This window comes from Streptomyces sp. NPDC086023 (assembly GCF_044540325.1).
Lineage (GTDB): Bacteria > Actinomycetota > Actinomycetes > Streptomycetales > Streptomycetaceae > Streptomyces.
The window spans coordinates 46,304-63,515 of record NZ_JBITRX010000032.1 but is presented as its reverse complement, the minus strand read 5'-3'; the positions used below and the strand labels follow the sequence as shown (position 1 = coordinate 63,515).

Annotated in this window: 14 protein-coding genes and 1 pseudogene; 9 read left to right on the top strand and 6 right to left on the bottom strand. The window is 71.2% G+C overall.

Features of this window, described 5'->3' with window-relative positions; genetic code table 11:
• The 4 genes and pseudogenes from ACIF6F_RS35775 to ACIF6F_RS35760 form a co-directional block, all read left to right on the top strand.
• Positions 1-105 (top strand): annotated as a pseudogene (locus ACIF6F_RS35775) (amino acid ABC transporter ATP-binding protein); the annotation flags it as partial.
• Positions 106-463: 358 nt separating this feature from the next.
• Positions 464-1,321, top strand: a complete 858-nt coding sequence (locus ACIF6F_RS35770; protein ID WP_399957336.1) for a glutamate ABC transporter substrate-binding protein — start codon at positions 464-466, stop codon at positions 1,319-1,321.
• A 78-nt stretch (positions 1,322-1,399) separates the two neighbouring features.
• Complete coding sequence (locus ACIF6F_RS35765) at positions 1,400-2,074, top strand: amino acid ABC transporter permease (protein WP_399957333.1); 675 nt, start codon at positions 1,400-1,402, stop codon at positions 2,072-2,074.
• Positions 2,071-2,976, top strand: coding sequence for an amino acid ABC transporter permease (locus ACIF6F_RS35760; protein ID WP_399957330.1), 906 nt, complete (start codon positions 2,071-2,073; stop codon positions 2,974-2,976). Before ACIF6F_RS35765 ends, ACIF6F_RS35760 begins: the two co-directional genes overlap by 4 nt.
• A gap of 158 nt (positions 2,977-3,134) precedes the next feature.
• On the opposite strand, the gene ACIF6F_RS35755 is transcribed toward ACIF6F_RS35760, so the two are convergent.
• The 4 genes from ACIF6F_RS35755 to ACIF6F_RS35740 form a co-directional block, all read right to left on the bottom strand.
• Positions 3,135-4,976: a hypothetical protein gene (locus ACIF6F_RS35755; RefSeq protein ID WP_399957327.1), complete on the bottom strand. Its 1,842-nt coding sequence runs from the start codon at positions 4,974-4,976 to the stop codon at positions 3,135-3,137.
• 81 nt (positions 4,977-5,057) lie between these two features.
• Complete coding sequence (locus ACIF6F_RS35750; RefSeq protein WP_399957324.1) at positions 5,058-5,690, bottom strand: hypothetical protein; 633 nt, start codon at positions 5,688-5,690, stop codon at positions 5,058-5,060.
• 158 nt (positions 5,691-5,848) lie between these two features.
• Positions 5,849-6,847: an FUSC family protein gene (locus ACIF6F_RS35745; RefSeq protein ID WP_399957320.1), complete on the bottom strand. Its 999-nt coding sequence runs from the start codon at positions 6,845-6,847 to the stop codon at positions 5,849-5,851.
• 682 nt (positions 6,848-7,529) lie between these two features.
• A complete protein-coding gene (locus ACIF6F_RS35740) occupies positions 7,530-8,408 on the bottom strand; it encodes a haloalkane dehalogenase (protein ID WP_399957317.1) in 879 nt (292 codons plus the stop codon).
• 1,021 nt (positions 8,409-9,429) lie between these two features.
• On the opposite strand from ACIF6F_RS35740, the gene ACIF6F_RS35735 reads away from it, so the two are divergent.
• The gene (locus tag ACIF6F_RS35735; protein ID WP_399957315.1) at positions 9,430-10,149 is read left to right on the top strand and encodes a hypothetical protein; all 720 of its coding nucleotides are present in this window, start codon (positions 9,430-9,432) and stop codon (positions 10,147-10,149) included.
• Positions 10,150-10,242: 93 nt separating this feature from the next.
• On the opposite strand, the gene ACIF6F_RS35730 is transcribed toward ACIF6F_RS35735, so the two are convergent.
• Complete coding sequence (locus ACIF6F_RS35730; protein ID WP_399957312.1) at positions 10,243-10,746, bottom strand: MarR family winged helix-turn-helix transcriptional regulator; 504 nt, start codon at positions 10,744-10,746, stop codon at positions 10,243-10,245.
• A gap of 113 nt (positions 10,747-10,859) precedes the next feature.
• Here ACIF6F_RS35730 and ACIF6F_RS35725 point away from each other — a divergent pair, with 113 nt between their 5' ends.
• Positions 10,860-12,095 (top strand): MFS transporter, encoded by a 1,236-nt coding sequence (locus ACIF6F_RS35725; protein WP_399957309.1) that lies wholly within the window; start codon positions 10,860-10,862, stop codon positions 12,093-12,095.
• A 46-nt stretch (positions 12,096-12,141) separates the two neighbouring features.
• Here ACIF6F_RS35725 and ACIF6F_RS35720 read toward each other — a convergent pair whose 3' ends face one another.
• The gene (locus tag ACIF6F_RS35720) at positions 12,142-12,915 is read right to left on the bottom strand and encodes a type 1 glutamine amidotransferase domain-containing protein (RefSeq protein ID WP_399957306.1); all 774 of its coding nucleotides are present in this window, start codon (positions 12,913-12,915) and stop codon (positions 12,142-12,144) included.
• 267 nt (positions 12,916-13,182) lie between these two features.
• Between ACIF6F_RS35720 and ACIF6F_RS35715 the strand changes: the two genes are divergently transcribed.
• The 3 genes from ACIF6F_RS35715 to ACIF6F_RS35705 all read left to right on the top strand — a co-directional run bounded on the left by ACIF6F_RS35715 (position 13,183) and on the right by ACIF6F_RS35705 (position 17,161).
• The gene (locus tag ACIF6F_RS35715) at positions 13,183-14,229 is read left to right on the top strand and encodes an AraC family transcriptional regulator ligand-binding domain-containing protein (RefSeq protein WP_399957303.1); all 1,047 of its coding nucleotides are present in this window, start codon (positions 13,183-13,185) and stop codon (positions 14,227-14,229) included.
• 315 nt (positions 14,230-14,544) lie between these two features.
• A complete protein-coding gene (locus ACIF6F_RS35710; RefSeq protein ID WP_399957300.1) occupies positions 14,545-15,873 on the top strand; it encodes a D-alanyl-D-alanine carboxypeptidase family protein in 1,329 nt (442 codons plus the stop codon).
• A 115-nt stretch (positions 15,874-15,988) separates the two neighbouring features.
• Positions 15,989-17,161 carry an acetoin utilization protein AcuC gene (locus ACIF6F_RS35705; RefSeq protein WP_399957297.1) on the top strand — a complete coding sequence of 391 codons (1,173 nt, stop codon included), beginning with the start codon at positions 15,989-15,991 and terminating at the stop codon, positions 17,159-17,161.
• The last annotated feature ends 51 nt before the right edge of the window (positions 17,162-17,212 follow it).

Below are 17,212 nucleotides of genomic sequence, written 5' to 3'. Positions count from 1 at the left end.
ATGGCCGACGGGAAGATCGTCGAAGAGGCGACGCCCGACCAGTTCTTCAACAACCCGCGCAGCGATCGTGCCAAGGACTTCCTGTCGAAGATCCTCAAGCACTGAGGGAGTCCCGGCAGCACCTCGGCCCGCCGGCCCCCATCCCGGCCCGCCGGCCCTCTCCGGCCTCACCCGGCCCGGTCTCCGTCACCCGCCCTCACGCGGGCCCGCCTCTCCCGGCCCGGCGCCGGGCCGGCCCGCCCGGCGAGACCCCCTGCTGATCTTCCGGTCCTGTCCAGCCGACCGGGAGCGCCCGCCCCCACGGCCCGTGCCCGGCCGTCGCGGTCCCCGGTCTCCCCGGCACCCGCCTCCGCCGCCCCGGCCCCGGGCCCAGAACCACCCCCAGACCCGCCGACACGGCCGACCTGCCGTGCCCGCGGGCCGCCCCCCCCCACACCCCCTTCCTCCCCAAGAGAGATCCCCCATGAAGCTCCTGAAGGCCGGTTCGGCCGCAGCAGTCATCGCCGCCCTCGCCCTGACCGCGACCGCCTGTGGCGGGGGTGAGGACGAGAAGTCCTCCGGCGGTTCCTCCGGCGGTTCCTCCGGCGGCGGCAAGAAGATCACCATCGGCATCAAGTTCGACCAGCCGGGCCTGGCACTGAAGAAGCCGGACGGCACGTTCGCCGGCTTCGACGTGGACGTCGCGCGCTACGTCGCCCGGGAGCTCGGTTACCAGCCCGACCAGATCGAGTTCAAGAAGGCCCCGAGCGCGCAGCGCGAGCAGCTGATCAAGAACGGTGACGTCGACTTCATCGTCGCGAGCTACTCGATCAACGACAAGCGCAAGAAGGAGGTCGACTTCGCCGGCCCGTACTTCCTGGCCCATCAGGACCTGCTGGTCCGCGCCGACGACGACTCGATCACCAAGGCCGAGGACCTGAACGACAAGAAGCTCTGTTCGGTCACCGGCTCGACCTCCGCGCAGAACGTGAAGGAGAAGCTGGCGCCCAAGGCCGACCTCCAGGAGTTCAGCAGCTACTCCGAGTGTCTGACGGGCCTGGAGAACAAGACCGTCGACGCCATCACCACCGACGACTCCATCCTGGCCGGTTACGCCGCCCAGCCCGGGCAGCAGGGCAAGTTCCGGCTCGCCGGCCTCAGCCTGAGCGACGAGTACTACGGCATAGGCCTGAAGAAGGGGGACGGCCGGCTCCGGGCGGACGTCAACGCGGCTCTGAAGAAGCTGGTCCAGGACGGTTCCTGGAAGAAGGCCGTGGAGGCCAACTTCGGCCCCGCGCACTACAAGAACGCACCTGCCCCGCAGGTCACCGAAGGCAGCTGAGTCCATCGCGGAACGCGTCGCCGGCCACCGGCCGGCGGCGCACCCCCTCCGCCGACCTCCGGAACGCAGGGCAACAACGTGTTTGATTTTCTGGACAACCCGCAGTACGACGTCATCGGTGCCTTCTGGATGACGGTCCAGCTCACCCTCTGGTCCGCCGCGGGCTCCCTGGTGTGGGGAACGCTGCTGGCCGGCATGCGGGTCAGCCCCGTCCCGCTGATGCGGTCCTTCGGCACCGCGTACGTCAATCTGGTCCGCAACACCCCGCTGACGCTGATCATCATCGGCTGCTCGCTCGGCCTGGGCCAGACGCTGAACGTCACCCTCGGCGGTGACAACTTCAAGGAGTCGGGCTTCCGGCTGGCCGTCTTCGGATTCGTCGCCTACACCGGCACGTTCGTGTGCGAGGCGCTGCGCTCCGGCATCAACACCGTGCCGCCCGGCCAGGCCGAGGCCGCCCGCGCACTGGGCCTGAGCTTCCTCCAGGTGATCCGCCTCGTCGTGCTGCCGCAGGCCTTCCGCGCCGTCATCGCGCCGCTCGCCAACGTGCTGATCGCGCTCACCAAGAACACCACGGTGGCCGCCGCGATCGGCGTGGCCGAAGCGTCGCTGCTCATGAAGGAAATGATCGAGAACGAGTCCGACGCGATCCTGGCCGTCTTCGCGGTCTTCGCCTTCGGATTCGTCGTGCTCACCCTGCCGACCGGCCTGCTGCTGGGCTGGGCGGCCAAGCGAATGGCGGTGAAGCGATGAGCTCCGTCCTGTACGACACCCCCGGCCCCAAGGCCAGGCGGCGCAACCTCCTGTACACGGTGGCCTTCGTGTTGCTGGCGGGCGCGGCCCTGACGTGGGTCCTGAAGGGACTGGCCGACAAGGGCCAGCTGGACGCCGCCAAGTGGACGCCGTTCGTCGAGGACGGGAACGTCTGGACGACCTTCCTGCTGCCCGGCCTGGGAGAGACCCTCAAGGCGGCGGCCGTCGCGATCGTCATAGCCCTCCCGCTGGGCGCCCTGCTGGGCATCGGCCGGCTCTCCGACCACGCCTGGGTCCGGGTGCCCGCCGGCGCGGTCGTCGAGTTCTTCCGCGCCATCCCGGTGCTGATGCTGATGCTCTTCGGCTCCGCGCTGCTCGTCAGCTTCACCGACATCAGCTCCGACCTCCGCCCGTTCTGCGCCGTCGTCGCCGGCCTGGTGCTGTACAACGCCTCCGTGATCGCCGAGATCGTGCGGGCCGGCATCCACTCCCTGCCGCACGGCCAGAGCGACGCGGCCAAGGCCCTCGGCATGCGCAAGGGCCAGACCGTGCGGTACGTGCTGCTGCCGCAGGCGGTCTCCGTCATGCTGCCGGCCCTCGTCAGCCAACTGGTGGTGATCCTCAAGGACACCGCGATCGGCGGCGCGCTCCTGGGCGTCGAGGACCTCCTGTCCGCCTACCAGACGATCCCGGCCAACTACGGCGCCAACACGATCGCCTCACTGGTCGTCATCGCCCTGATCTACATCGCCGTGAACTTCGCCCTCACGGCCCTGGCCTCCCGGATCGAGCGCCGCATGCGCTCCTCGAAGAGGACTCCCGAGCCGGACGGGGACGTCACCCCGGAGGAAGCCGCGCTGCTGGCCGGCCCGACACCGGCCGGCGTCCCGGCGGGCCGCTGACCCGCCCCGACCGCGGCCGCCGTCGTCCTGAGTGTCCGGACGACGGCGGCCGCTCCACATCCGGTCGGGCCCGATTCCCGGGGCCGGCGGAGAACAGGCAGGTCCGGCCCCGGAAAGCGACGCTTCCCAGGGCCGGACCTGTGAGGGCCGGCGTGGCGCTACATCATCGCCATCGCGCTGCGCACGTCGTCGAGGGCGTCGATGGCGGCGTCGATGTCGTTCCCGCGGGCGGTGGTGTCCAGCGGGCCGTAGGGGCTCATCTCGGTGATCTGCAGGGTGAGGAAGCTGGTCGCGTCCCTGAACTCGATGTGGGCGGCCTGCACCAGGTGGTACAGGGCTCCACTGAAGGTCCGTGCACCCACATCATTACGGTAGGTGGTGAGGAGCTTCAGGGCCGTCGACCGGTCGGCCTTGGCCAGGTTCTGGCACAGCGTCCGGACGGCGGGGCTCACGTTCTTGTCGACGCCGTCCTCCGACTGCGGGATCAGCTCGCGCGACGCCTCCTCCTTGTCGGCCGGCTTCGGCCGGGGCAGGACCGTCGTCTCGGGCGTCTTACGGAAGGCTTCCCGGATGGCGGCGAAGAGCTCCGAAAGCGTCAGGCCCGGCGGCGGGGACATGAGAACTCCGCGTTTTGCCGCTGCCTTGACGAGGAAGTTGACCTTGTTGGGCTTGTTGGTTCCGAACTCCTTGTCGAGAACCGTGCGGACCTTGAGTAGGTCCCTCCTCCGCCCCTTGAGGATCAGATCGATCACCTGGTCGACATGGATTTCGGCACCCATTCTGTCGTGGAGCCAGTGAAGAAGTGGCCTCGCCGGGTACTGGGTGTCGTCGAGGATCTTCTTCGGGAACCCGTCGATCCCGAACTCCTTGAGCCTTGTGGCCAGGATGAAGCCGAGGCCGAAACCCTTCAGGTTGGCCTGCTCCACGATGAGCGTCAGCGCCTTCTCGGCACCGTCGATCTTCCCGTGGACCGCCAGGTCGATGATCTGCCGGAAGGCTCCGTCTATTTGCTCCTGGGTGAGATCTTCGGCTGCAACGTCCGGATCGAACACGAAAGACGCCGGCGTTTCGACCCGCTTCTCCATCTTCTTCTGGTGCTTCTGGGAGCCGATCTTCGGCTGCTTCGGCTTGTGGAACTTGAAGTGGGCCTGGACTTCCTCCTCCCGTTCCATGGCGAGCTTCTTCTCGATCTCGGTCGCATCGTCCGGGAGTTCCTCGGGAGCGTAGTCCCAGGTGCCGTCCCGGCGTACCTCGAACCGGAGCTCGTAGTCCTCTTCCAGCTTCTGGGGGAAGGCGCGCATGCCGGGCGACCGGAAGTGGAGGAGAACCCTGATGAACCGAGTCTCGCGGTCGCTCGTATGGTCGTCCGGGAGGACGTCCGCGTAGACCTTGAGAGGCTCCGAGTTGGCATTGATCACATTGACGTGCGCGCCGAGATGCAGGTCGAGCGTGGTGATCTGAAGGTAGTCGGAAAGGGTGTCGCCCTTGTATTCCGGACCGTCGTAAGGGGGAAAATCCTCTCCCCGCTCGGCGGCGGCGGCCATCTTCAGCTTGTACGCCTCGTACTCGCGGGCGGGGTACCGGGTGAAGGGCGTGAGGTCGAACGTCAGCTCCAGCGGAACGACGAACCGGGTCTTGATGTCGAACTTCTCCAGATCGTGCTTGTCGCCCAGCACCACCGCATTGTCCTTGGAGTACATCGCCTGGTCGGCACGCAACTTCACCCCCTCCGCGGCCTTCTTGATGCCTCGGGCGGCCATGACGATCGGGTTCGCCGTGACCAGCGCACTGCGGTTCTTCGAGTAGGTGAACTTGATTCTGAAGAGGTTGGTGGCCTTCTTCACCGTGTGCCGGCTGTAATCGGTGCCATTGCCGAAGGTGTCCTTGTGGACCTTGGCGTTCACATCATGAATGTCGCCGATGGCGGGGACGAGCAGATCTGCGGCAGTCTTGGCTCCCTGTATCGCGTGGAGCTCCGGCATCAGGGCCTGCGGATTCATTTCCGTCATTATTGCTTTTCCTGTCTCTTGGGCGGCGGTTGCGGTGGCTGCGTGGAAATTCGAGCCGCTCGGACTTCTGTCCTACTTGGCCGAGGCCGGCGCGAAGGAGATGTTTTCCAGGCGGCCATCGGATTCCGTGACACGGAAATCCGCGGGCTCCGTGTCGGAATATTCGACGGTGAGGCCCTCGTTTCCGAAAGAGTCCAGGACCTCCAGCATCCTGCAGAACTGGGAGGGCGACACCTCGCCCAGTTCGTGGAACTTCCGCAACATCGCCAGGACCTTCTCGGGCGGGACCGCTCCCTCCTGCTTCTCCGGGGGTGAGGGGAGGACGGCCTTCGGTGCGGGCTTGACCGCGGCGGTGCCCTGCCGTTGCGTATTCGTGGGCGCCGTCCCGCCGCTTCCCGAGGCCGGGCTGTTCGCAAGCCGGATCTTCTGCTGCTCAAGGGCAATGAATGCGGTGAACAGTTCCTCCAGGGTGGTGCAGGGAGTGTCCTGCCGGTTCAGCCACTCCTGGACCGGGCCTCGTGCCTCCGCGATTCTAGGATCGGAGGACGTCTGCCACGGATAGACGAGCTCGTTGATTTCCCTGGCGTAGCACCAGTAATTCTTGGTGAGTTCCCAATAGAGGCTGTCCTGTTCGTACATTGTTTCCGGAACGTAGCCATTGGACACCGAGTCGGTCAGAAGCTCGTGGAAAGGTGTTGTGGACATGAGTTCTCCATTGGTGCGCTGTAGGGCTCTCCCAGCGTGCGGTTGTGTCCGGCGTATTGCATATGGCTCAACAGGCAGGTCGCGGGGCAGACCCTGCGGGCACGGCTGATCCCGCTGCGAGGGGGGAAGGGCCCGATGACCGTTCTGCCGGCGGCGGATCAGACCGCCGGTCCCGCGTCGAGGTCGTCCAGGATGCGCAGGAACGGGCGGCGCAGGGCCACCGCGGCGGGGCGGGAGTCGGCGTCCCGGTATGCGGAGAGCGAGGCGCGGGCGCTGGCCGCGGCCGGCCCTGGGCCCTCCCCGGAGAGGGCGCGCTCGATCGCCGTGTTGGTGGAGGCGGCCAAGTCGACGAGCCGGGGCCGGGCGTCCGCCAGAACGGGGGCCACGTCGGCCCGGCCGGCGAACGCCGCCACTTCCCGGGCCAGGGCCGAGACGTGGGGGGCGAGCCGGTCGGCGCTCTCGACGGCGAGGGCCAGCCGTCGTACCTCCGCGCGGTCGTGCCGGCGCAGCGGATTGAAGCGCAGCAGGCGCTCGGCCTCCCGGGCGCGGGCGGCGTCGTCACGGATCGCCGCGCAGTGCTCGGTGACGACCGCGAGGTTCTCGCGGGCCAGGACGGGCTCGGCGCCGAGGGCGGCCACGGACCCGGTGAGGGCCCCGGTCAGGCGTGCCCGGCAGTTCTCGGCCAGGCCCGGCAGGATGCGGCGGGGGTTCGGGGGCCACAGCAGCGGGGCGAGGAAGACGGTCACCGCCGCCCCGGCCGCCGTTTCCCACAGGCGGTGGAAGGCGTAGGCGTCCGGGGACGGGTTGGCGAAGACCATCAGGGAGGAGACGGCCACCTGGAGGTTCAGGCCGCCGGCCCGCAGCACCATGCCCAGGGCCAGGGCCAGGGCCATCACCAGGGCCAGGGCGGCGGTCGAGGGGCTCACCAGGTTGAGGACCGTGATGCCGAGCAGCACACCCGCGACGACGCCGAGGACCCGCTGGAACGACAGGGTCAGGGCGGTCATGGGATCCCCGCGCAGAGCCACCAGCGGGACGACGGCCGCGTAGACCGGGGGCTGGTCGGCGCCCAGCCAGAGGGCGACCTGCCACCCGGCGACGGCGGTGACGAGGATGCGCGCCGCGGTGGGTCCGTCGGTGGCCACGATCTTGCGCATGCGGTCCGAGCGCTCTGCCCGGGCCAAGCCCACGCCGCTCATCCGTCCCCTTCGCCGTGCCGGTGCGGAACCGTACGAGCAGTGTGGTGCCCGCGGCCCCCGGTCGGTGTGAGGCGGGCGTACGGGACGGCCGTGGCGCGGCGCCGGGGCAGAGCCCTGGACGACGCAGATGACCCGCCGCGCAGGCCCGTCAGGGTCCGGTCACTGCGGCCCCGGGCCTTCGGGCCCCTTCGTCCGTCGCGCCCGCAGCATCCGGCAGAAGAGGACCGGCTCGTCTCCGGCGGCCGGCCCGGACGGTTGCCGCGCGGTCCCGGCGACGCACTTGGTGAACAGGTCGTACGCCCTGCGCGAGGGCGCCGGGACCGGGAGGACGGCCGTGCTGCCGGGGCCGGGGGATCCGCGGCCGAAAGGGGTGAAGAGATCGTGCGCGCTGCGCCGCGGGGCAGGGCGGGCCGGGCGGCCGCGCGTACCGGTGTCTGAGCCGTTCACGAAGCCTCCTTTCAGGACGGTGCCGGAACGACATCCTGGGCCCCGGTTCCCCAACGCCACGCTAAGAGGTCCTCACAAAGGCGTTGGACGGGGCGGCGGGTGATGAGGCGGGTGGCGAGGCCGAGGGAGGCTTCGCGAGGTCCGCCCGCCGGTGAACTTTCCGCTCGATCCCGTTCGCGATCGTGTCCGGGGACTACAGCGTTCGCAGCCAGGAGGCGAGAGCTGTTCCGATGTCGTCGGGAGCGTCCTCCTGGAGCATATGGCTGCCTGTGATCGTCAGATGTGTCTGGTTCGGCCACGACCGGGCGACCGCGCGGTGCGCCTCGAACATGACGCCGGGCACTGATTCGAGGAACAGCTTGGGAACCGAAGAGGTGGCGAGCCATTCCGCATAGCGGGTGACGGTGTCGTGGACGTCCTTCGGTTCGCCCGCGATGGGGACCTGGCGCGGCCAGGTCAGGGTGGGTCTGCGGGATTCACCCGGCTCGATGTAGGGGCGCCGGTACGCAGCCGTCTCCTCTCCGGAAAGCCCGCGCAGCACCTGATGTGGCAGAACGTCCTCGATGAAAGCGTTCCGGTCGAGGACCATTTCCTCTCCTGCGGGGGACCTGATCGCCCGGAGGAACGCGGCTCCCTGCTCGGGCATGTCGTCCCAGGAGGGGATCGGGGCCACGAAGGCCTCCATGTAGGCGATGCCCCGGACTGCGGACTGGTGCCGGTAGGCCCAGTCGAAGCCCAGGGCCGATCCCCAGTCCTGCACCACCAGGACCACCCGTTCGCGAACGCCGAGGGTCTGGAGGAGTCCATCCAGGTAACGGCGGTGCTCGACGAAGCGGTAGGAGTCCGGTCCGCTGTCGGGAAGCTTGTCCGAATCGCCCATCCCGATCAGGTCCGGCGCGATACAGCGTCCCTGGTCCACCACGTGAGGGATCACGTTGCGCCAGATGTACGACGACGTCGGGTTCCCGTGGAGGAAGACGATCGGGTCACCTTCCCCTTCGTCGACGTATGCCATGGCAAGGCCACCGACCTGGATGCGGTGCCTCTGGTGGCGGTCTTCCGACGAGATCATTCCCTGCTCCCTCGTTCCGGGCCCGTCAGCAACTCAATCATCTGCTTTCGGCAGCCAGGCGACGGCAGCGGTGGAGCGGCCGCGCCTGTCGCCTGCCCGGCTCGCGCCAACTGGACGAGTCGTCAGGCTCGGCCGATTCCCCGGCCTTTCGGGGGATCCCGGCCGTCAGCGGCGGCGCTAGCGTTCCAGGGTCGGCCACTCCCCGTGGGCCGACCCGCTCTCCCCCATCCGGGGGAGGGAACGGCAGCCAGCCCCCATGTGCCCTGTCCTGCTGGCTGCCGGGGACTTCAAGGCCCCGGGCAGGGACGCCCGGGGCTCGTGGGTGCCTTCGCGCCATGCGAGGGCACCCACGACCGCCCCGGGCGGCGCATGTTCGGGACCTTGCGCCGAGTTCCGGGGCGTGAGCCTCCTCGGCGCGCCGTTGAGCCGGGGAGACCGTGCCGGCGCGTGCGCCGACGGCATGGACGGTAGACGGCGGAGCGCGCCTCGCCATCCGCCTTTCGGAGGTGGCACAGGGGGATCCCCGGTGCGCCGGTGACCCCACGCTCGTCCCCCAACCGCCTCTGCGGGCCGAGGCCTTGCGGTCCGCCCGGGGTCCCGGTCGTCCGCCACCCGGAAGCCTGCGCTCCCGCTTGGCCGAAGGGGGCTTCGGCTGCCGGTCCTGCGCCGTAGCCTTCCGCGGGAAATCGGATCCCGTCGACCGGAGGAGGAGCGGGGCACCATGAGTGAACTGCCGGACAGGCCCAGGACGCCGGGCACGGCATGGCGGCCTTGGCAGCGCTCTGGCAAGGCGCCACCCAAGGCCGCGCCCCCTGCGCCGGCCAGGCCGGCTCCCACGCGGTGGCCCTGGCAGAGCCCCGGCAAGACGGCGCCCGCGTCCGCGGCCCCGCCGCGGCCCGGAACCGCCGCCCCGGCACGGCCCGCGTCCCCTGGTGGCCGCACCGGGCGGACACCCGTCGGCACCGATGTCCGCGCGCGCCGTCGGGAAGCCTTCGACACAGCCGTCGAACGGGTCCGGAGCATGGCTGCCGACGAGCTGCTCAGTCTGGACCGCAGGAGGGAATGGGAGTCTGCGAAGCGCAGCCTCCGGTCTGCTCTGAGGAGCCTCAACGAACTCCGTCCCGAGCAGCCACTGGTCGTCGACGGGGACTTGGCCGCGCGGCTCGACGCCCAGGACCGCTGGCTGAAGGCCCGTATCGACGCCGCACGCGCGAAGCAGGACTTCGGCGTCTTCGCCGACGCCCCCCGGACGCCGCTCATGCTGAAGGGCCTGACCCAGCAGTACGAGAACTACTGCAGGGCTTGGGCCGCCATGAGCATGCCCGCCAGGCACCACACGGCCGACACCAAGAGGGCCCTGGGCAAGGCCGTCGAGCGGTTCTCGCGCGACGTGGCGAAAAAGTACGGAAAGAACGTGCTCGTCGAGCAGATGGTGCTCCCGGCCCCGTACGTCCCGCCCATGCCGCCCGATTTCCCGTTCGCGGCCGAGGTCCACCAGTGGCCTCCGCTCATCGCAGCCGGCGAGCCCGCCACGTGGACGGACCCTTCCCTGCTGCGTGCCTTCTACCTGTACTGCCGCTTGCTGGCCGGGCTGTCGTACGCCGTCGACGAGCAGACCCGCCACATCCTCGAGTACACGGAGTACGCGGACTTCGCGGGCGAGGTCTCCTGGCTGGGCCTGGACGAACGCCGCGCTCATCGGTCCTTCTACCAGGCCTGCGTGCAGCACGGCCGGCAGTAGCCGGCGCGACGGCGTCGGGTACGTCGACGGCCTCGCCGTGCGCCGCGAGGAGATCCTCGGCTCCTGAGCCGGTCCGCGGGCCGAAGGTACCCGTTATCGGGGAGGGGAGTCGGACGGCTCGTCCGGGGTCCAGGGGCGGGTGAGGGGGCGCGGGCTGCCCGCGGTGCCGTCCAGCGCCTCGATGAGGCGCGCGGCGAGGCCGAGGTACGTGTCGAGGTTGTCGTGCCCGAACTCTTCCAGTGCGGGCCGGAGCACCGCATCGACCTTGCCGATCGTCTCGTCCGTCACTTCTGTGCCGTGGGCGGTGAGGCGGTTCTCGACGATCCGGCCCCGGCCGGCGGTCCGTTCCACGATGCCGTCGGCCTGCAGTTGCTTCAGGATCGCCCCGCAGGCCTGGGGGGTGTGTCCGGCTGCCCGGGCGAGCTCCGATGCGGACGCTCCCGGTGTCCTCCGAAGCTCACGCATCACGGTCCACTGGCCGAGCGTGAAGCCCATCGGCTGGATCACCGACTCGACCCGTACCGCGAACAGGTGCTGCACGGTCCGGGCCATGGCTCCGGTGTTGACCGCTAGGGGCAGGTCGCCCTGGAATCTCATGCCTCCATCGTATACACTCCTTTCCATATAGAAAATAGATTCCATATGGAAGGTGGATTCATCACTCGGAGGCCGACCTCCCTTCAGAGCCCGACTCGCGCCCAGAGGTACTCATGCTTACGCCCCAGAACCAGGGATCCACCGCCCGCATCGCCGTTCCTGTGCGGCACCGTGCCGCCGACGGCCCTCCCGGCTGGCTCGTGATCCTCCTCGCAGCGTCCTGCGGCCTGACCGTGGCGAACCTCTACTACGCCCAGCCCCTGCTGGACATGCTCCGGCTCACCTTCCACCTCGACGAGGGCACCGTCGGCGCGCTGGTCACCGTGACCCAGATCGGCTACGCCGCGGGCATGCTGCTGCTGGTCCCCCTCGGCGACCGGCTGGAGAACCGCCGCCTGGTCTCGACCCTGCTGGTCGTCGTGACCGTGGCCATGGCGGCGGCCGGGCTGGCACCCGGCTTCCCCGTACTCCTCGGCGCGGCCCTGATCGCCGGAGCGGCGTCCGTCGTCGCCCAGATCCTGGTTCCGTTCGCAGCCGACCTCGCTCCGGACCACACGCGGGGCCAGGTCGTGGGGCGCGTCATGAGCGGTCTCCTCGCCGGCATCCTGCTCTCCCGAACCCTGGGCAGCCTGCTCGCCGAGGCCGCCGGCTGGCGCGTGGTCTACCTGGTGTCGGCCGCCCTGATGGGCGTGCTCGCCGTGACCCTGCGCGTGGCCCTGCCCCGGCGCACCCCCGCCGCGCAGGGAAGCTACGGCACCCTGCTGCGCTCCACATTCCGCCTGGTGCGGACCCATCCCGTCCTGCGGCGCCGCGCCGTCTACCAGGCCGCCATGTTCGGTGCGTTCAGTGCCTTCTGGACGACCGTCTCCTACGTCCTCACCGACGCGCCGTTCCACTGCTCCCAGATCGGCATCGGTCTCTTCGCCCTGGTCGGCGCGGCGGGTGCGCTCGTGGCGCCGCTGGCGGGCCGCTGGGCGGACCGGGGGCGCGGACGCCCGATGACCGGTGTCGCCTTCGTCCTGTGCATCTGTGCACTGGTCCTGGCGATGCTCGGGCAGCACCACATCGTCCTGCTGGTCGCCGCGGCCGTCCTGCTCGACTTGGCCGTGCAGAGCACGCTGGTCGTGGGGCAGCACGCCATCTACCAGCTCGACGCCGGCGCACGCGCCCGGCTCAACAGCATCTACATCGCGACGTTCTTCCTGGGCGGAGCACTCGGGTCCCAGATCGGGTCCATGGCCTTCCGCTTCGGTGGCTGGACCGCTGTCACCGGCTGTGCAGCGGTCCTGCCGGCCCTCGCGCTGCTGCTGTGGCTGACCGACCGGACCCGCAGGGCGAAGCAGGCCTGACGCCTCTCCGCGGCACCGACGGAGCCTGCCGATCCGCTCCACCGCCTCAGGAGACCGCTTCCGCCGTGTCGGGGCGGTGGGAGCGGATCAGGTCCAGGTAGTCGGCCGCCAGGCGGTGGCAGTCGCCCGGCCACCGAGCGGAGACGTAGTTGCCGTCCCGCACGGTGAATCCGCGGCCCGGCCGCCGGGCGGTGTCGCGCAACGGCAGGCGCGGGCCCGCGAGGAAATGCCGGGGGGCCGCCAGCGCCGCGGTGACCTCCTCCTGGACCGTGGCCGGGTAGGTGCGGTAGTAGCGCCCCAGCCACAGCCGGGTCAGGTTCCAGCCGGTCAGCTCCAACAGCGAGGTCAGGGCCGTGGTCCGGCGGCCGTACAGCACCGAGCGCCCCGTGGCGGGGTCCTTGGCGCGTGCCGCCAGCAGCACGCCGTGGCACACCGCGCCCACCGGCACGTCCCGGGTGAACACGTCGGCGAACAGCCGCTGGGCGGTGGCGTCCTCCAGCATGGTGCGCATGCCCTGGGCATGGCCACCGGGCACGAAGAGGCCGGTCACCGCGGTCGGGTCGACATCGGCGTACGCCATGGGTGCGCGGAACCGCGGGTCCTCGGTCAGGCGCCGGTACGCGGCCAGTTCGGCGCGCCGGGTCATCAGCCAGGGCGAGAGCCAGGAGAAGCCCGTGTCCGTGAGCCGACGGTCGGCCAGGGCGCCCTGCCCGTCGGGGGTGGCGAAGTGCACGTCGTAGCCCGCCCGCCGCAGTGCCGCCCACGGAACCGCCGCTTCCGTGGGGTCGTAGTCGGACGAGGGCAGCAGGAAGAGGATCATGCGTACTCCTGTGGGCGGGGGCGGAACGGGGGCGGGGCGGGGCTGCGGGAGGCCGGATGACGACCGGTGGTGCAGGGCCCCGGGACGGGCGGCCGGACGGCCACCCGGACCGCTGACGGGGGGCGCTGCGGACCTGCGCCCGGGGCCCTTGCCCCGACGTTACGGGTGCGCGGCGGGCGCAGGCATTGACCGGGGCGGCCAACTCCTTGACTTCCCCGACGGGGGAGGGCGTTGACGGCGGCGGTGCCCGCGATTTGACTGGCCGGCATGTCCGGCATCCAGTCAGCCTCCGTCTCGGCGGGCTACGCGCTCGCGGTCTTCAACGCCACCTCCCGGGGCGTCGGCCGAGCGCCCTGGTCTTCGAACGGGGAGCGGCTGCCGTTCGCCGAGGTGCGCGCCCTGTGGGACGCGGCGCTCGCGGGCCCGGGCGCGGACCCGGACGTCGGGCTGCGCGTGGGCGACCGCATCCGTCCGGACAACCTGCACATCCTGGGCCATGTGGTCCTCGGATGCGCCAGCCTGGCGGAAGGGGCGGCGGCGGCCGAGCGCTATCACCCCCTCGTCAGCGAGGCGGGCTCCGTCACGCGGTGCCGGCGGGACGGTGTCGCCGAGGTCCACTACCGGCCCGTCGACCCCGCCGCCCTCCACCCGCAGCAGGTGGAGGCGGTCATCGCCGGCATGGTCCGGGCGGCCCGCTGGATCGCGGGCGACGACTGGACGCCCCTGTCGGTCTCGTTCATGCACGGCCGCGTCGCCGCAGCGGAGGCGTACGCGCGGGTGCTGGGCTGCCCCGTGTCCTTCGGGGCGCCGCAGAACGCGATCAGGGTGACGGATGCCGAGTTCGACCGACGCCGGGCACCGTCCGATCCGGCGCTCGGTGCACTGCACCGGGCGTACGCGGAGCGCCTGCTGGAGCACTTGGGCGGGAGCACGCCCGTCTCCCGGCTGGTGGAGCGGTGGCTGGAGCACGCCCCGCTCCAGGGCGTGCGGGCCGACGACGCCGCGCAGAAGGTCGGGCTGGGGGTGCGGAGCCTGCGCAGGGCGCTGGCCGGTGACGGCACGTCGTGGCGCGAACTCCTCGACAGCGCACGCCACGGACGGGCCACAGAGTTGCTGGAGACCACCGCCCTTCCCCTGGACCGGGTCGCCGCCGCGGTGGGGCTGAGCGGCGCGGCCGCGCTCGTCCGGGCGTTCACCCGGTGGGAGGGCATGCCGCCGGGCGCGTACCGCGCGCGGCGCGCCGGCGGGAAGGGCGGGGCCGTCGGCCACCGTCCCCCGGCGGACGGTTCGACGGGCGGGCCGGTGCGTCCTTGACCCGCCCGGCTGCGCCCCCGCGATCCGGATGACGTCCGCCCCGGCGAGCGGTGCGCAGCCCGGTGCCCGCTTCGGCTTCCCCGTGCCGCCGGTGCCGTTCGGCGCCGCGTCATCCCCCTCGGTCCTCCGATCGGCCCTACAGCGGGCCCCATCCGGACAGGTGGGATGGAGTGCTGCCCCTTTCCCCTCCGCTTCGTGAGGAGCCGTCCATGCTGCGCGGACTGCCGGCCCGTCGACCACGCCCCGCTGAACGCAGAGCCGCCCCCGTGCCGGTGAGCATCCGCCCCCTGCCCAGCCCCGCACCATGGAGTCCGCATGCCCCGTGACACCGTCCAGCCGCTGGAGTACGACCACAAGGCGGCACGGCGGCGCAGGCTCCTGACTGCCCTGCCGGCTCTGACCGCAGTGGTGTGCACCGCGGCCGTCTCCCTCTGCCTGGTGGTCTTGGGGCATCCTGCATCCGCGGCCGAAGTCGTACGCGCCTTGCCGAAAGCCCCGCCGACCTCTGCCTGGCCGGCGGCCGGGCAGGCGGCCCTGGCCGTCGCCGGCGGTGGCGAGTACGCCTCCCCCGGCCAGGCTCCGGTGCCGACGGCCAGCACGGCCAAGCTCATGACGGCGTACGTGTTCCTGTCCCGTCACCCGCTGGAGCCGGGGCAGGCCGGCCCCTCGTTCACCGTGTCCGCCGGCGAAGCGGCTCGCTACCCCGCCCGTCTGGCGCAGTCGGAATCGGTGGTCCCGCTGCGGCCGGGGCAGCGCATGACCGAACGTCAGGCCCTTCAGGCGCTGCTGGCGGCCTCGGCGAACAACGTCGCCGACGAGCTCGCCCGCTGGTACGGATCCGACCCCGTCGCCTTCGTCGCCGAGATGAACCACACGGCACGCCGGCTCGGCATGGACGCGACGCACTACACCGACCCCAGCGGCCTGCACACCACCAGCATCACCACGGCCGCGGACCAGGTCCGGCTCCTCCAAGCGGCGCTGCGCCTGCCGGACTTCGCCACCCTCGCCGGCTCCTCCTACACCGACACGGACGGGCACCACCACCCCAACACCAACCCCCTGCTGGGCCGCGACGGGGTCTTCGCGGGCAAAACCGGCACCACCCGAGCCGCCGGGCGCAACCTCGTCTTCGCCGCCCGCCGCGACACCACCGACGGCAGCAGGGTCATCGTCGGCGCCGTGTTGCACCAGCCCGACACCGCCGCTCTGAAGACGGCGACCCGGCGTCTGATCGCCGACTCCCTCGTCACCGCCCCCGTCGTCCGCAAGGGCGAGACCCTGGCGTGGGCCCATGACGGCTGGGGCCGCAGCGTCGCCCTGCGGGCCGAGCACGACTTGCGCGTCACGGGGCCGCCCGGATCGAACGCCGTCCTGGCCATCGAGCCGGCCCCGGCTCCGGCCGTCGGCGCCCCGGCGGGGACCACCGCGGCCCGGGTCGCGGTCCTGCGCCTCCAGCCGACCGACGGAGGAAGCACCACGGCGTCCCGCGCATCCGCTGTACCGGCTCCGTCCGTGGGCGACCGGCAGGGTGCACGCGCAGGCGTCGCCCTCCAGAGCGAGGCCCCGCTGCCCCGCACCCCGCCGCTGATGTGGTTTCCCCTGCGCCCTCTCGCGTGGCTGGCACAGGCGGTCAGCCCGTGACCCGGCGGACCTGACCGTGGTCACGGGGCAGCCGGGGGTGACGAGCCCAGGCGCCCGCGCGGCCCGCCGCCGAGTGCGGCGTCACGGTGACGGGGCCGCGGTATAGCGTGAGGGCATGACCGGCCACGGATGGTTGATGTGGGACGAGGGCGTGACGCACTACGGTTTCGGACCGCGCCATCCGCTCGACCCCATCCGCCTGACTCTGACCATGAGCCTGATCCACGCTCTCGGCCTGGACAGGGAACTGACCGTGCGGGCGGCCCCGCCGGCCGACGACCGGACGCTGCTCCTCGTGCACCACGAGGAGTACGTGGCCGCCGTACGGGCCCTGTCCGCCGACCCCGGATCGGCCGACGGCTCGTACGGACTCGGTACGACGGACAATCCGGCGTTCGCCGGGATGCACGAGGCCGCGGCCCTGATCGCGGGCCAGTCGGTGGCGGCCGCCGAGGCGATCTGGCAGGGCGACGCCGAGCACGCCGTGAACTTCACCGGTGGGCTGCACCACGCCATGCCGGCCGCGGCCGCCGGTTTCTGCATCTACAACGACGCCGCGCTCGCCATCGCCCGGCTGCTGGACCTCGGGGCCGAGCGGGTGGCCTACGTCGACACGGACGCGCACCACGGGGACGGCGTGCAGGCGGCCTTCTGGGACGACCCCCGGGTGCTGACCGTCTCCGTCCACGAAGACCCGCAGACCCTCTTTCCGCGGACCGGCCGGCCGGAGGAGACGGGCGGGCCGGGTGCGGAAGGCTCCGCGGTCAACCTGGCACTACCCGCCGGCACCGGGGACGAGGGCTGGCTGCGCGCCTTCCACGCCGTGGTTCCCGAGGTCCTGCAGGAGTTCCGCCCCCAGGTGCTGGTGACCCAGCACGGTCCCGACACCCATTTCGAGGACCCGCTCGCCCATCTGGCGGTCTCCCTCGACGCACAGCGGGCGGTGCAGGAGGCCTGCCACGCGCTGGCCCACGAGCACTCCGCCGGGCGATGGCTGGCGCTGGGAGGCGGAGGGTACGACATCCTGGACGTCGTACCCCGGTCCTGGGCCCACCTCGCGGGCATCGCCGGCCACCGCCCGGTGCCTCCCGAAACCGTTGTCCCGACCTCCTGGCAGGAGGAGGTCTACGCCCGGACCCGGGAGTCCGTGCTGGCCCGCATGACCGACGGCCGGGTGCCGCACTGGCAGGACTGGCACTCCGCCCACCGCCCGGCCGATCCCACGGACCAGGCCGTGCTCGCCACCCGCCAGGCCGTCTTCCCTCTCCGGGGGCTCCCCGTCCGGTGAGGGCGGACCGAGGGGCCCGCCACCGTCCGTGTGTGGCCGCCGGCCCGGGTC